Source organism: Paenibacillus sp. FSL H3-0469 (genome assembly GCF_038051945.1).
GTDB lineage: Bacteria > Bacillota > Bacilli > Paenibacillales > Paenibacillaceae > Paenibacillus_AQ.
Genome location: NZ_CP150302.1, coordinates 3592342 through 3606499, shown reverse-complemented (window position 1 = coordinate 3606499; position 14158 = coordinate 3592342). Strand labels below are relative to the sequence as shown.

19 protein-coding genes are annotated in these 14158 nt (G+C 48.4%); 15 read left to right on the top strand and 4 right to left on the bottom strand.

What is annotated here, in order from left to right:
- Positions 1–170 precede the first annotated feature (170 nt).
- A complete protein-coding gene (locus NSS83_RS15665) occupies positions 171–587 on the bottom strand; it encodes a type II toxin-antitoxin system HicB family antitoxin (protein ID WP_341348577.1) in 417 nt (138 codons plus the stop codon).
- 62 nt (positions 588–649) lie between these two features.
- Positions 650–865 (bottom strand): type II toxin-antitoxin system HicA family toxin, encoded by a 216-nt coding sequence (locus tag NSS83_RS15660; protein ID WP_341348576.1) that lies wholly within the window; start codon positions 863–865, stop codon positions 650–652.
- Positions 866–1055: 190 nt separating this feature from the next.
- Between NSS83_RS15660 and NSS83_RS15655 the strand changes: the two genes are divergently transcribed.
- Positions 1056–1328, top strand: coding sequence for a YolD-like family protein (locus tag NSS83_RS15655; RefSeq protein WP_341348575.1), 273 nt, complete (start codon positions 1056–1058; stop codon positions 1326–1328).
- 359 nt (positions 1329–1687) lie between these two features.
- Here the strand turns inward: NSS83_RS15655 and NSS83_RS15650 are convergent, their stop codons facing one another.
- Complete coding sequence (locus NSS83_RS15650; RefSeq protein ID WP_341348574.1) at positions 1688–2581, bottom strand: ImmA/IrrE family metallo-endopeptidase; 894 nt, start codon at positions 2579–2581, stop codon at positions 1688–1690.
- A gap of 97 nt (positions 2582–2678) precedes the next feature.
- A complete protein-coding gene (locus NSS83_RS15645; RefSeq protein ID WP_341183744.1) occupies positions 2679–3065 on the bottom strand; it encodes a helix-turn-helix transcriptional regulator in 387 nt (128 codons plus the stop codon).
- Between the two features lie 204 nt (positions 3066–3269).
- Between NSS83_RS15645 and NSS83_RS15640 the strand changes: the two genes are divergently transcribed.
- From NSS83_RS15640 to NSS83_RS15575, 14 genes are all read left to right on the top strand, one after another.
- Positions 3270–3794, top strand: a complete 525-nt coding sequence (locus tag NSS83_RS15640) for a sigma factor-like helix-turn-helix DNA-binding protein (protein ID WP_341348573.1) — start codon at positions 3270–3272, stop codon at positions 3792–3794.
- A gap of 138 nt (positions 3795–3932) precedes the next feature.
- Complete coding sequence (locus NSS83_RS15635) at positions 3933–4355, top strand: hypothetical protein (RefSeq protein WP_341348572.1); 423 nt, start codon at positions 3933–3935, stop codon at positions 4353–4355.
- Complete coding sequence (locus tag NSS83_RS15630; RefSeq protein ID WP_341183747.1) at positions 4352–4624, top strand: hypothetical protein; 273 nt, start codon at positions 4352–4354, stop codon at positions 4622–4624. The genes NSS83_RS15635 and NSS83_RS15630 overlap by 4 nt, the downstream gene beginning before the upstream one ends.
- A 3-nt stretch (positions 4625–4627) precedes the next feature.
- Positions 4628–6073, top strand: a complete 1446-nt coding sequence (locus NSS83_RS15625; protein ID WP_341348571.1) for a phage tail sheath family protein — start codon at positions 4628–4630, stop codon at positions 6071–6073.
- A gap of 14 nt (positions 6074–6087) precedes the next feature.
- Positions 6088–6606 carry a phage major tail tube protein gene (locus NSS83_RS15620; RefSeq protein ID WP_341348570.1) on the top strand — a complete coding sequence of 173 codons (519 nt, stop codon included), beginning with the start codon at positions 6088–6090 and terminating at the stop codon, positions 6604–6606.
- A gap of 12 nt (positions 6607–6618) precedes the next feature.
- Entirely contained in the window at positions 6619–6939 is a 321-nt protein-coding gene (locus NSS83_RS15615; protein WP_341348569.1) for a phage tail assembly protein, read from the top strand.
- 149 nt (positions 6940–7088) lie between these two features.
- On the top strand, positions 7089–10061 hold the full coding sequence (locus NSS83_RS15610; protein ID WP_341348568.1) for a phage tail tape measure protein: 2973 nt from the start codon (positions 7089–7091) through the stop codon (positions 10059–10061).
- On the top strand, positions 10058–10258 hold the full coding sequence (locus tag NSS83_RS15605) for a tail protein X (protein WP_036721798.1): 201 nt from the start codon (positions 10058–10060) through the stop codon (positions 10256–10258). The genes NSS83_RS15610 and NSS83_RS15605 overlap by 4 nt, the downstream gene beginning before the upstream one ends.
- Before the next feature lie 5 nt (positions 10259–10263).
- Positions 10264–11295, top strand: coding sequence for a contractile injection system protein, VgrG/Pvc8 family (locus tag NSS83_RS15600; protein ID WP_341183751.1), 1032 nt, complete (start codon positions 10264–10266; stop codon positions 11293–11295).
- Between the two features lie 3 nt (positions 11296–11298).
- Complete coding sequence (locus NSS83_RS15595; RefSeq protein WP_341183752.1) at positions 11299–11712, top strand: phage baseplate assembly protein V; 414 nt, start codon at positions 11299–11301, stop codon at positions 11710–11712.
- Entirely contained in the window at positions 11709–12149 is a 441-nt protein-coding gene (locus tag NSS83_RS15590; protein WP_341183753.1) for a phage tail protein, read from the top strand. The genes NSS83_RS15595 and NSS83_RS15590 overlap by 4 nt, the downstream gene beginning before the upstream one ends.
- A complete protein-coding gene (locus NSS83_RS15585) occupies positions 12146–12475 on the top strand; it encodes a GPW/gp25 family protein (RefSeq protein ID WP_341183754.1) in 330 nt (109 codons plus the stop codon). The genes NSS83_RS15590 and NSS83_RS15585 overlap by 4 nt, the downstream gene beginning before the upstream one ends.
- 3 nt (positions 12476–12478) lie before the next feature.
- Positions 12479–13606, top strand: a complete 1128-nt coding sequence (locus NSS83_RS15580) for a baseplate J/gp47 family protein (RefSeq protein ID WP_341183755.1) — start codon at positions 12479–12481, stop codon at positions 13604–13606.
- On the top strand, positions 13599–14150 hold the full coding sequence (locus tag NSS83_RS15575) for a phage tail protein I (protein ID WP_341183756.1): 552 nt from the start codon (positions 13599–13601) through the stop codon (positions 14148–14150). Before NSS83_RS15580 ends, NSS83_RS15575 begins: the two co-directional genes overlap by 8 nt.
- Positions 14151–14158: the final 8 nt, after the last annotated feature.

Genomic DNA, 14158 nt, shown 5'->3' with positions numbered 1-14158 from the left:
TACGTATTGCAAGTTATATTATGAAATAGATGTTGCTCAGGAAAATTTGCCTTACCTTAATTTCTGCAATAGAGCATGTTAAAGAACCGCCACAGGAATGATCCCGCGCGGCTCTTTTTATTCACATAGTTTAAGGGTAATGCGACCTAATAAGGAAGCAGGGCAGATGTTCAAAATCGACCTTGCTTATCAATCCCCAGAGCGTCCTTTAATCCGTTTTGCAGAACCTGAGAAAAATTTAGACCAGCATCATCGGCAGCGTCACGCAGCCACTTAGGAAGCGTGCAGTTTTTCGTTACGGCCTTGTTGGCTGCGGCATCCCGGTAGGGCGGCATATACACCTCAACGAAAACAATTTTGTCACTCTCATCCTCCAGTTCGATTTGATCTGGCTCCGAGGGAGTAGGGAGGGGGTGCCCGGCTTCCTCCAGTTCTTGCGCGCGGAACGCCAACATCTCTTTCGCCCTTCCTAATCCCTCTATCAACTCGACCGCTGTTATTGCTGTACCTGGAAAGTCGGGGAAGTACATGCTTAGATTTGATTCCGTCCGCTCAACAACGATAGGATAGACATAATGTGTTTTCAACAAATTCACACTCCTTCATTTTATCTTTCACTCGTGGGGAGGGGTAGGGGGAAACTCCGGGGTTAAAACTCAACCCCGGAAGTCCGTTCCATGCTCTTTAAAGTACCTTTGGCGAATACGTCCCCGCTGCTATGGCTGCTTACGTCCGCATACCGGGTAGGGTCTTCCTTGTGTATCCAGCGCTGGTGACTGCCGCCATGACCGTGATTTGCTGAAGGTGCGAAGCCTTCTTTCCTCAAGGTCTTAAGTACTTGTCGTAATGTTCTTTGCTTCCCCATTATCTCCCTCCCTTCTATTATATTAGAACACGCGTAAATAATGCGCGTCAACAAGAAAATGCGTGTTATTTACGCGCGTTACTTATGTGTTTACTTAGGGGGAATTTTCCTTAACTCGATTTTATTATCTTGAAATAAGAACGTTTATTCGTATATAATATGAGAACGAACGTTCGAGAGGATGATGAAAATGACAGCCATACCTAAGCCATCGAGCAAACGAAAAAATGATGATCGTCCTAAACTGGATGAATTCACTCAACAGGAAATTGCTGAAAGACTCCAGGAAGCAAAGCAGACTGATAAGCCATTGATTTTACTCGTTTACAGACAAGGAGCTGTTCAGGGAACTGTTGAAAAACTGGACGGTGACAAGCAGTTAATTCACATTAGACAGGGTTATAATGATACTGTGAAGATACCGTTCCGAGACATTTTGAAAGTGGAGGACCCAGCATATTAAGCCTGAGTCCGTGACCATATTCTGACCATATTTGCATCTGAACTAATCGGAATTAATCGAAATCAAAATCGAAAAACTACCTATTATATGCGGCAATCGGAACTAATCGTAAATCGTTATTTAAGAACGTAAGAAATACGGCCTCAAAGCTGCTCGTCGCGCTCCACAGTTCTCGAAACGTTAAGATTTCCTTGTTCAAGGAATGGAAGCTCCTGGCCTTTATGGTTGGGAGCTTTTTTTATGTTCTGTCAGTCGGTAGCCCAGTGATCTAGGGCTTTTTGATTTACATCGGAGGAGCGGCCAGGTTTTTCAGTGGAAGATTATTACATTTAACCAGGGGAGAAACTGTTTATATCTGCTCACAAAAATCTTCGCACCGTACTCTGATCCGCTTCAAAGATCTGTTCAACATCTCTCATTTGGAGTACAAAGTTTCGTTTGGATGAACCATACCTGTGTACAAGCTGGTGAAGCTGTAAGGTAAGCTGTCCATCGAAGCAGATCAGATCTCCCTTTGCGGCTGGCGCAAGTTCTAAATTCCTCAGGACATCCAGCTCAATTTCTTGAAATCTCTCCTCCAAAGGAATCCTCCATTCAGTTCCTGTAGATAACGTGTGCTGATCAAGAAAGACAATAAGCTGATCGGGGCCATCCAAAGTGCTGTGAGGATCATAATAGGCAAAGACTGCTGGTTGATCCGAAGCTTGGCACCATTCCTCTTCAGCTTGATAAAAGGCATACTGATGCTCTTTTCTCCTCTTAGGCCACATTTCTCCCTCATACTCCCGACGTAAGATTTGATCAAACCGGCTTTTGGCCATATCTATGGGTACACCAAAGAGCTCTGAAATCTGCTGAACTGCAATAGAATATTCATCGGATAAACTGTACGTTCGGAGCATAAAAAAGGGCATGGTGGCATAAAAAACGAATTTCTCAGCATCCTCCTCCTGCGCTTTGATGAAGGGGACAGGCATTACCGTCTGATTGCCGGCGTGTCTCAGGATATGGCATAGCTCATGCAGAAAATTAAACCGCTGCTTCATAGGAGAATCCCGATTATCCAGAAGTATATAACGTACACCTAATGAGGACTCATAAGCACGGCTTGTAATCGACGCATAATTAACAAGCACATCTAACTCTTCTGATAACTTAGGAATTGTGATGTCCTCCGGTTGCAGAATCGAATGGGTTATGTAGAGGTTCTCCACGAAATGCTCCAAATGTGTTTTTGTATAATGAATAAACATATTATACCTCCGAAATAGAATGTATGTTCGTATATATGGATATGCGGAATCAGCCCGTTGGCTGAAACCACGATGTGTTCTACTTTTTAATTGGTGTCTAAGAGTCGGCTTTTTTCTTTTCTTGGTCTTTGATAAATTGCCAGAAGGTTAACATTTCCCGCTTACGCTCATCCGGTGCATCCAGATAATCCTTGAAAAATAGCCCATGCTCCGGATTGTTTAAAAAAGCTTCGAACTCAGACAGCTCAGACATTGGTGAAGCAGAGTCTCCTTCTGTTGATCCATTGGCCAGACGATCCATTTCTTCGGTAGTGATCCCTAAGGCACGGCATACCTTAAGAACATTATCAACAGAAGCTCCTCCGACACCCCGCATTAGAATGGACCTCAGCGTAGTATAAGGAATTCCTGCCTTTTCTGAAAAAGCCTTGGTGTTCAGGCCGGTTTCCTCAATTAATCGCTTTAAGACTTCAGCCCGCTGCACACACAGTCCTCCTCATAATAACCGATATACGCTACTTCGTATTATCTTCTTTTATTTTAGAGAGATTGAAGGGAAAAGTAAATATGCATTTTCGTATTTAAGAGGATGAAATGCTTGACATAATGCGAAATTGAGCATAATATAAATAAAAAATACGAAATTGAGTATTTATTTGCGGAATTTTTATGAGAGAGGGGAATCAACATGAGCATGATTGAGCAGGAGGATAGGATATTACTCCATTCTGATTACGGTCTAAGAATGCTTCCGGAATACCAAAGATCATTAAAAGGTGTAGAACAGTTGTACAAAGGTGCGGACGCGGATGATAAGAAGGTGATCGCCGGAATGGTCAGTGACTGCAAGTATGTGATTGAGTGGCTGAGCAGTGGTCGCCGGCCGGGGAATAAACGGGGAATTGAACGGCGTGCGGGTTACGAGCGGGAAATTCTCTTAGAGCCTATTCGTATGCAAAATTTCACTGGCCGTTTCAAGGCGATCCCTTCAGAGGGCATATCGGAGGATCAGCGCTTTCAACTGGAACATGTTCTCGGGCTGTTAAGCAGAAGGGAGCGGGAGTGTTATATGCTGGCTAACGGTGAAGGATTCTCGCATGTGGCTATTGCTGGAATGCTCATGATTTCGGCAGGCAGCGTAAGTGAATATATCCAGCGTGCGCAAAAAAAGATCAGTTCCGTAATGGACGAATTTGGTTCACTTCTCAGATGAAGCACGCTGCACGAAATATAAATAATGGGTTTGTCTAGTGAAAGCCCCTAATAAATAGAAGGGAGGTTAATCATCATGAATCCGTTACGTGCGACCAGCACGGTTCAGAAATGAGTTCTAAATACAAGGAGGGCGAAAGTGACCATTACGCTGTTACTTATGGCAATCCAGAAATTTCTGCAAAAGGAATTGGCTGATGATACGCAGCCCGTGCCCCCAGTTCTGCTGGGATATCTTACGACGGATACAAGCATAAATCCGGTATCTCCGGTAATTATGCTTCGGCCTACTGAGGGTGAGGGAGATTCTAGTCACGGGCAAATTCAAATTAAACTTCAATTTGGAACTTCCTCCGAAGATGATACAGGCTTAATTGTTCTGCTTAATCTGATGGAGCGGGTACGTATCCTGCTATTGCGCCAACGAGTTCTTGAGCAGAAATTCAGTTTGGAAGCCAATTGGACATGGAAGCTTGACGAAGAGCACCCTTCAGCAGTGTGGAGGGGCGAACTTACAACAACCTGGGCATTGCCCCAAATTCGACAGGAGGTAGTATTGTGAATTCTATTGAAAATAATGACCAACCTCAAACCGGGCAGGAGCCCATACAAATTTATCTGGGTCCTAACTTGCGTGGCGGCCAACTGCTGCAAGCGACCGTATTCCGGTCGGGCATTCCATCTTATTTAACGCCCCTGATGGCTGAACAGCCGGATGTGGCTGAACTGATTGTTCCGGTTGAGGAAATGACCGCAGTGCAGGAGCGAATTCTTCAAGCAGGAACCGCAGAATATACAGTCTATCAAAGGCTTCTAGGAAAGGGGATCTAATCAATGTCATTTAAACATGGTGTAAGCATTATTGAACAATCAACTTCGGTTCTGGCTCCCGCAAAAGCAACAAGCGGTATTCCCTTTGCGGTGGGTACAGCTCCCCTCCATATGGCAACTTCAGCTGTACCTGTTAATACTCCAGTGCTTGTGAATAACTACGCAGAAGCCGTGGCAGCTCTGGGATATAGTGACGACTGGTCAAAATATACGCTGAGCGAGTTAGTGTATTCTCATTTTGCCTTGTACGAAAGAGCCCCCATGATTCTGGTTAATGTGCTTGACCCGGCTATCCACAAAACAACGGTTGCTCCAGCAGCGGTAGTTGTCAGTAACCAGTTGGCAACTTTGCAGGCTGAGGGGGTACTACTGCCTACACTGATTGTTAAATCTTCAGATGGTACTTCTACTTATGTATCCGGTAAGGATTATACAGCTGCTTTTGATCAGAATGGACATGTGTTAGTCACAACGAAGGCTTCTGGTGCAATTGCATCCAGCATTGATCAACTTTCTATTGGATATGACAAGCTGGACCCTGGTGCTGTAGAAGCTGAGGATATCATTGGGGGCGTAACATCTTCCGGTGAATATACCGGTTTTGAGCTGGTTCATCAAGCTTACCCGCGTTTCGGTATCCTTCCGGATCTGCTGCTGGCTCCGGGCTGGTCGCATTTGCCTGCGGTTGGTGCAGTGATGAAGGCGAAAGCCGGGAATATCAATGGGAATTTCAAGGCGATTGCGCTGACGGATATTGATCCATCCTGCTCTTATACAGAGGCCGGTACATGGAAAGCCAACAATAACTACACGGGTGCTCTGCAAGTTGCCGCCTATCCGATGCTGACGCTTGGGGAGAAGAAATATCATTTCTCCACTCAGCTTGCCGGCCTTATTGCCGCGGCGGATGCCGATAATGGAGGTATCCCTTTTGTATCGCCTTCTAATAAGCCTCTACAGGCGGATGGCACTGCACTATCTGACGGGACAAGCCAATTCCTCGGAATTGACCAGGCCAGCTACCTGAACAGTGCAGGCATTGTAACCGCCCTTAACCTGGGGACGAGCGGCTGGAAAAGCTGGGGGAACAACACCGCTGCATATCCGGGCGTAACCGATCCTAAAGACAGTTTTATTCCGGTCCGCCGGATGTTCAACTGGATCGGCAACAGTCTGATTCTGACCTACATGCAGAAGGTGGATGACCCGATGAACAAGCGGCTGGTAGCTGCGGTTACGGATTCAGTTAACATTTGGCTGAATGGCCTGACTGCATCGGGAGCACTGCTGGGGGGGCGGGTAGAGTTCAATGAATCGGAGAATCCGGTGACAGATCTGATGGCCGGTAAAATTACATTCCATCTGCATCTTACGCCGCCTGGACCGGCACAGGAGATTTCATTCCTGCTTGAATACGACACAACATACTTGGCTGCGCTGGTAGCGTAAAAGGAGGAGCAATAATGCCAAAAAGATCAGAAAGAGTTATTGATTATTCGGTGTATTTGAATGCCGTTGATTACTTGGGAACAGCAACCGCGACCTTGCCGGAAATTACTTACCTGGTAGATACCATCAAAGGGGGCGGGATTGCCGGAGAAATGGCGGCGCCTTCACCAGGGTACACGGGAGCGATGAGTCTGGCGCTTAAATGGCGCACGATTGAGAGTGCAGCAGCCTCTCTGCTGGCACCGAAGGTCCACTCGCTGGATCTGCGTGCTTCCATTCAGACCTTCGATACCGCGACAAGTGAATACCGCGAGGTGCCGTTCAAGGTTACCGTCCGGGCTAGACCGCTCGGCTTGACACTCGGTAATCTGGAGACTGGAGCCGCAATGGATACTACCAACAACTTCTCGGTTAACTATTTGAAGGTCACCCTGGATGGTGTCCAGGTACTGGAAATTGATAAGTATAACTACATTCATAAAGTATATGAAGTGGATTACCTTGCGGCTACCAAACAGAATCTTGGTCTATAAGGAGAGTGCACGATGGGAACAGAAAAACTGGAGGAGACCGGAGCGGAAGTATACACTTTCGCCCGGCCTGTCAACTTTGAGGGCGATACGTTTGAGAGCCTGAATATTGATTTTGACAAATTAACCGGTGAGGACATCCTTACCTGTGACCGGCAATATCAGATGGAATCTGCCCGTCAATCCGGCGGGGAATTGATTAAGGAGACCAATAAAGCCTATCAGGCTTATATTGTGGCCAAGGCTGCTGGTGTCCATGTGGGGCTGATTAAAGCACTGCCCGCTAAGGATTTCACAAAACTTACCTTACAGGCACAAAGTTTTTTGCTGCTGTAGGCTGCGGAGACGGCGATGGGATCAAAGACATCGCCGTCTCTTTGGCCATGCTTACCCATACTCCAATCCCCTATTTTCTCGGCCTGCCTGTCGAGGAACTGGGGGATTGGGCAGAGCGGGTGGCGAGAATTAAAGGAGGGAGGTAACCTATGGCAGGTTCAGGTTCAGGGAGTCCAAGCAGCATCAGTGAGCTTATTGTCCGGCTGAATGTATTGGTGAATCCAAATGTTCCCCGCTCTGTCGAGGAAGTGGAACAGCAAATTAAGGATTTGGAAGACGTGCTTAAAGAGCTGGCCAGGGCGGGCTACTTTGATCAACTGCGCGGAGATGCTGAGGACGCTGGCGACGAAGCCGAACAACTCGGTGACAAACTTAAGACTGCTTTCAAAGAAGTGGATTTCTCCATGCTGACTAAAGCGGTTGAACCGCTAAAAGCGGTATGGACGGCTGTGAATGATTCTGCCGGGGCAATGGCGCAGCTTCAGGCATCAACCGGATTAACCGCCGCTGAAATGAGCGGAATGAAAGAAATCTCCGATAGCCTGTACAGTCAGAATTACGGTAAAAACTTCGAGGATATCGGTGACGCGGTTGGGATGGTAAACCAAGTTCTTGGCCAAACCGGAGATGAACTGGAGACGACTACCCAGAAGGCTATGACGTATCGTGATGTGTTTAAGGGGGATATATCAGACTCAGTACAAGCTGTTGATGCGATGATGCAGAAATTCGGCATTTCTTCAGAACAGGCGTACAATCTGATGGCCCAAGGCGCACAGAAGGGGCTGAATACATCCGGTGGGCTTCTAAGTGCCGTAGAGAAACACAGCGAAGACTTCAAGAAAATGGGATATTCTGCTGACGAGATGTTTGAGTTGTTGAGCTCTGGCATGGACAATGGGGGGGATTCCCTTGAGGGTCTTGCCGGGCTTGTGAAGAAATTCAGTTCAACGGTGAAAGAGGGCTCGGATTCCACAAAGACCGCTGTCTATGAGTTGTTTGCACCTGAGCAGCTGAACCAATTCAGTGCTGCACTTGTAAGCGGCGGAACGAAGTCGAAAGAATTCGGCGAATTGGTGAAAGTGGCCGGAAAGAATGGAGCTGTTGCCCTGGTCAAGGATTTGAAGGCGGGCGGTGATTCGGCGAGCAAGGCCATGCTTCAACTGCGCAAGACAATGGGCAATGGGGATGAAATCTTCAAGGGGCTGGCAGACGGGTCTATGACCGGTAAGGATGCCATGAATCAGGTGATTGCTAAACTAAAAGCAATTAAAGATCCGGTTCATCAAGCGGCCCTTGCCAGCGCTATATTTGGGTCTCAGTTTGAGGAGATAGGCAACAAAGCGGTGTTGTCGCTGGGCCAGACGCGGCATCAGTTTGATATGACCCGGCAGACGATGGATGAAGTGTCTGCGATTAAGGATAATACGCTAACCGAGCAGTTTGCAGCCATAGGGCGGGAGTTGATGTCCGGTCTTGTGGTTCCTTTGGGAGAGAGTGTGATGCCTGCACTTCAGGGGCTGACCAGCTGGGCGTCAGACAACAAAGAAGTGCTGATGGTTATCGGTCTCGCTGTTCCTGCTGCGATGCTGGCCACAAAAACAGTGAAGATTGTTCAGGAGTTCTCCACGATCATTAAGGCGGCCAGCGCGGCCAGTGGAGCGGCTGGAGGATTTGCGGGTGCGCTGGGATTACTGACGAATCCCGTCGGTCTCGCTGTTGCCGGTGTGGGGCTGGTCACAGCCGGTGTCATCGCCTTCAAAAAGCATCAGGAGGATGCGCGCCAGGAGCTTTTGAATATGGGGGATGCGCTGGATGAGTCCTATGCCAATTATGCTGGGATTGAGGAGGCCAGTGCTAGAACCAAGGATCTAATTACTGAACAAGACCGGTTGGATAAGAAAATTAAGGATGCAAATACACCCGCTGCAGAATTGTTAGAAGCTAGAAGAAAGCAGAAGCTAGTCGAGCAGGAACTTATCGATATGAATCCAAATATTTTGTCTGCAGAAGGCTCCAAGAATGATAAGTTCAAAGAACAGATAGGTCTTGTCGGAGATATTGCTAAAGCCAAGGAAGAAATGGGCCGTCGTGAATTAGAACATGATGCACTTACTGCACAAGCGAAATTGCCTGAATTGGAGAATAATTATTCCAAACTGACTCAGGACCTCCAGAAACAAACGGCTTCTTATGAAAAGAACAAGGTGAAGTATAGAGATTATGTTCAACTTCAGGCGGAATACACTGAAATAGAATTAAGCCCTGAAAATGATCAGAAGATAGAGCGTCTTACAGATTTTGCTAAAAAAGCTACTCAAGTCACTGGAAAAGACTATGATTATTTAGGAGGAACACTTCAGTTTGAAGAAGATTTTGGTGAACTAGAGAAATCATTTGATAAAGACAATAAAAAAATTAAGAAAACTCAAAGTGAAATAACCGAAGCTGAAAACAGCTTTATTTCCTACTACAACTCCCAAAAGAAATTGATTGAGCTTGATCTCGGCGGTACCTTGCAAGAGCAAGCGGCCAAGTACAAGGATATGTCTGCTGCTGAACAAGCACAATTTAATCAAGCTATGACTGATATGATAAATCTTAACGCTGAGGTTGATAAACTGCCTGCCGATAAGAGAGTAAACGTACAAATCCTTTGGGAGCAAACCGGACAGGTTCCAAACTGGAAACTTACGGACGAAGAGTGGGGAGAAGTTCACAAGTCCATTAAAACTGATGGTACGCCTAATACGCGTACTAAAGCTGGCCAAAAAGCGAATTATTTGGCGCGACATGATCCGGGTTTTGAGGGGTACGCTGAAGGCGGTATCGCATACGTGCCCTCTATTTTTGGTGAGGCTGGCCCTGAAATCGCTATTCCCTTAAACCGCAAGCCCCGGTCCCGGTCTTTGCTTGAGAAGGCAAATGACTTAATGGGATATAATAATAATTCCGTTAACAATGGGGATATACATGTAACCTGGGCGCCTAGTGTAACCCTTCAGGGGGGCGATAAGTCTGTAGCTGAACAGGTACGGGAGGCTTTAAAGCAGACAGAGGACGGCTTCGAACGCCGGTTCAAGTCGATGCTGCTGCAACAGAGGCGGGTGAGCTTCCAATGATCTATAGAACGGTACAAGGCGATATGTGGGACGGGATTGCTTTTAAAATCTATGGAGATGCCCGTTTCCTGACGCTGCTCTTGAATGCTAATCCGGCACATGCTGCTGTCAGTGTATTCTCAGGCAATATTGTACTGAATGTACCGGAGCTGCCCACAGACATATCCAGTTCACTGCCTCCCTGGCGAAGGGAGTGAAGCACATGGAACTTATGCAGGACGCACGCAGAGCGGTACTGGAGCTGCGCTATAACGGAAAAGATGTTACGCAGGATATCACTAAATCGCTGACAGATTTTCAGTATAATGATGCTGCTTCAGGTTCATTAGATGATCTTACAGTTACACTTGAGGATAGGGAGCGCAATTGGCAGGGGCCTTGGTCACCGGTTGAAGGCGATCAATTGGTTGCTGCGATCCGGACGGTCAACTGGGACAAGCCGGGTGAAATTAAGAAGCTGCCGCTGGGCACCTTTGAGGTAGACAGTATTGATTTTAGCGGTCCTCCCGATACGATCTCTATTAAGGCGGTCTCGCTTCCCGTGACCTCCGAGGTTCGGATGCAGCGCAGCTCGCGCAGCTGGGAGAAAACCAATCTGAAAACAGTAGCTGCTCAAGTGGCCAAACGCGCAAAGCTAAAATTAATCTATGAGGCACAGGACAACCCCTCTTATGACCGGCTGGAGCAGTCGGAGGTGTCGGACTTGGCCTTTTTGCTGAACACAGCTACGCAAGAAGGTATCGCCATTAAAGTATCTTCTGGAAGCCTGGTGCTTTTTGATGAACAGGAATATGAACAAAAAGCAGCGGTGGCAACGATCGTGCGGGGGGAGACTAATGTAACGGATTACAGCTTCGCTTACAATTCGGCCTATGCAGCTTTCCGGGCATGTACTGTGACGTATACTCCCTCTCAGGGCAAAGAGTCCTTAAAGGCCACGTATACGCCTCAAGGCGCGCCTAAGAGCGGTCCCGTGCTTAAGATTAACGAACAGGTCGACTCGCAGGCAGATGCGATGCGGCTGGCCCGTAAAAGGCTCCGGGAAAAGAATAAAGAAGGCGGCAAAGGCACTCTCTCGCTTATGGGAGATCTAAGGATGGCCGCGGGACTAACGATTAATATCAAAGGCTGGAAGCGGTTTGACGGCAAATACATTATTGAATCGGCAAGGCACTCAATTGGAAGCAGCGGATATACAACCAGTCTGGACATTCGTAAAGTATTGGGGTGGTGAAAGGTGATACTTATTGGCAGAGTATCGACAGCTAATCCGGCAGCCGGAAGTGTCAGGGTTACTTTTGCAGACCGTGATGATATGGTTTCCGGCGAGCTGCCGGTGCTGACACCGGGCGGCTGGGGAAAAGGCAATGCAGTACCGTTGCCGGGAGAGCGGGTTGTGTGTGCTTTTTTGAATCATGCGCGTTCCGCCGGGTTCTGTCTGGGAAGTTATTTTGCAGATGACGGTGAACCTTCTGGTACCCAGGATCAGCGGGGGGTATGGTTTGAGGATGGCAGCTATGTCTATTATGACCGTACAGCCCAAACACTTACTGTCAAATCAAGCGGCGGGGTGCGGATCGAGGGAGACTTGACGGTTACCGGCAAGGTGTCTGCCAGCTCAGTTCATGATGGAGGAGGCAGAACCGGATGAGTGATAAGAACGGAAAAGAGCAGAAGCAAGATTACAAAATGAATAAGATTGGCAGTCTGGGGCCGGTAGTGTTTGTCGTTGCGGAGGGTGCGATTCGTACCATAGATGAATTCAAGCGCAGCAGCTCCAGCCGTTGGGCTCAGCACGATATTATCGGCAAGAAGCCCAAGAAAGAATTTCTGGGACCGGGGGCAGACTCCGTTTCATTCTCGGTTCAATTCTCAGCGGCGCTTGGCCTTAATCCGCGCAAAGAGCTGGACAGGCTTACTGAGCTGGACCGTGCCGGCAAGGCGATGCCGTTAATCATAGGACGCAAGAATGTGGGGGTTGGGCTATGGGTCATCAGCAGTTTGTCACAGGATTGGAACAGGCTGGATAGCATTGGCAATGTACTGGATGCACAGGTCACGATCTCACTTGAGGAGTATGTAAAATGATGTATACCGTAGATATGACTCAGCCCACACTGATTGATTTTAGCCCGGCAACGGTAGAAGAGGAAGTTGCTCAGAATATAAGGATGATCCTTGCTACTCCGCTTGGCAGCGCACCATTAGCCCGGGGGATTGGCCTGGACTACTCCATTATTGATGAACCGGCATACATCGCTGAATCCCGCCTGACGGCAGCGATCATTACAGCCATAACGGAGCAGGAGCCACGCGCAATAGTGGCCGATGTTTCTTTTCATAAGAATATAGAAGAGCAGCTTACAGGCAGCTTGGCCGTCGTACTGAAATATAGCCTGGCAGAGGAGGAGTAGGAATTGGAATATGCTGAATTACCGGATATCCGCTTTTTGGAGGAGGATGCAGCAGCCATACAGCAAAATGTCATCACTGTATATGAAGGCCTTGCCGGACGCACTTTACAGCCTGCCGATCCGGTGCGGCTTTTTTTGTCTTCACTCGCAGCGGTGATTATTCAGCAAAAGGTGCTGATCAATCAGACCGCCAAAGGAAATTTGCTGCGGTATGCCTCTGGAACGTTACTAGATCATATGGGGGCTTTTCAAGGATCAAAGCGGTTAGAGGCATCGGCAGCAATCGTTACGCTCCAGTTCGCTTTATCCATTCCGCTGGCTTCAGCGGCCCCGATACCGGCAGGGACACGCGTCGGAGTACAGGGCGGGAAGGGCTCAATTTATTTTACAACCATGGAGTACTTGGAGATTCCCCCGGGAGAGACAGCGGGAACGGTTAAGGCAACATGCTCCGAATCGGGGACAACCGGGAACGGATTCTTGCCTGGGCAGATTAATGTTCCAATGGACCCGCTGCCTTTTGTCCAGGCTGTAACGAATCTGACCATCAGCTCCGGCGGTGCTGCTGCTGAGACAGATGAAGCATTCAAGGAACGCATACGCCATGCGCCGGAATCATATTCAACGGCTGGACCTCAGGGAGCATATGAATTCTGGGCCAAGTCCACATCCTCGGCAATCAAGGATGTTCATGCCTACTCCCCGGCACCCGGGCGTGTTACCGTGGTACCCTTACTCGCAGAAGGGGGAATTCCAGGGGAGGATGTTCTGAATTCAATTGCCGAGACTTTGGAGGACAGGGGAATCCGGCCGCTGACAGATCTGGTAACCGTGAGTGCGCCACAGCCAGTCAGTTATAATACCGCGCTGACCTATTATATTAGCCGTAGCCGGGCTGCTGAGGTTCCGGGTATCCAGACGGCAGTATCGGCAGCCGTTGCTGCTTATCAGCTCTGGCAGCGCTCCAAACTTGGCAGGGATATCAACCCGTCAGAGCTAATATCCCGTATTATGGCTGCCGGGGCGCTGCGGGTCATGGTGACAGAGCCCGTGTATAAAACAATGTCCGCAACCCAAGTGGCGCTATCCGGCACAACGGCACTGACTTATGGGGGGCTGGCAGATGATTAATATCCAGACCTTAAGCCTGAGCGATCTGCTCCCGCCTTCCATTCGTAAGGACCCTGCCATGGCCGCGGCTGCGGCTGCGCTAGATATACATTTGCAAGAGACAAGCACTATGATCGCCGGTCTGAATATTTTCAGCCGGTCAACGGAATGGACGGATGCGGAAACGGATGAGCTGGCCTGGCAATTCAAGCCGCCGTATTATGATCCGGCTCTGCCTGTTGAACAGAAACGGCTGCTGATTCAAAATGCAATTCCTTTTCACAGACACAAAGGGACTGCCGGTGCAGTAGAAGATCTGATCTCCATCCTGTTTGGCCAGGGTGCAGTCGAAGAATGGTGGCAATATGGAGGAGACCCTTATCATTTCCGGGTGGTCACCAACAATGCGGATGTGACTGCTGCACGGGCTCAGGAATTCATTGCCGCTGTCGATGCGGTTAAGAGGTTGTCTGCTGTACTCGATAGCGTCACTATTTCACAAGCAGAGCAGCTGCCTCTTTATATGGGCGGCTTTTTACATTTCGGGGAACATATTCAGATTTAGGGAGGGAA

Bases quoted from the DNA above. Each gene is read 5' to 3' on its own strand.
- NSS83_RS15620 (WP_341348570.1), top strand. From the start codon at position 6,088: ATGCCAAAAAGATCAGAAAGAGTTATTGATTATTCGGTGTATTTGAAT.
- NSS83_RS15605 (WP_036721798.1), top strand. From the start codon at position 10,058: ATGATCTATAGAACGGTACAAGGCGATATGTGGGACGGGATTGCTTTT.
- NSS83_RS15610 (WP_341348568.1), top strand. From the start codon at position 7,089: ATGGCAGGTTCAGGTTCAGGGAGTCCAAGCAGCATCAGTGAGCTTATT.
- NSS83_RS15585 (WP_341183754.1), top strand. From the start codon at position 12,146: ATGATGTATACCGTAGATATGACTCAGCCCACACTGATTGATTTTAGC.
- NSS83_RS15625 (WP_341348571.1), top strand. From the start codon at position 4,628: ATGTCATTTAAACATGGTGTAAGCATTATTGAACAATCAACTTCGGTT.
- NSS83_RS15660 (WP_341348576.1), bottom strand. From the start codon at position 865: ATGGGGAAGCAAAGAACATTACGACAAGTACTTAAGACCTTGAGGAAA.
- NSS83_RS15650 (WP_341348574.1), bottom strand. From the start codon at position 2,581: ATGTTTATTCATTATACAAAAACACATTTGGAGCATTTCGTGGAGAAC.
- NSS83_RS15590 (WP_341183753.1), top strand. From the start codon at position 11,709: ATGAGTGATAAGAACGGAAAAGAGCAGAAGCAAGATTACAAAATGAAT.
- NSS83_RS15655 (WP_341348575.1), top strand. From the start codon at position 1,056: ATGACAGCCATACCTAAGCCATCGAGCAAACGAAAAAATGATGATCGT.
- NSS83_RS15575 (WP_341183756.1), top strand. From the start codon at position 13,599: ATGATTAATATCCAGACCTTAAGCCTGAGCGATCTGCTCCCGCCTTCC.
- NSS83_RS15615 (WP_341348569.1), top strand. From the start codon at position 6,619: ATGGGAACAGAAAAACTGGAGGAGACCGGAGCGGAAGTATACACTTTC.
- NSS83_RS15640 (WP_341348573.1), top strand. From the start codon at position 3,270: ATGAGCATGATTGAGCAGGAGGATAGGATATTACTCCATTCTGATTAC.
- NSS83_RS15600 (WP_341183751.1), top strand. From the start codon at position 10,264: ATGGAACTTATGCAGGACGCACGCAGAGCGGTACTGGAGCTGCGCTAT.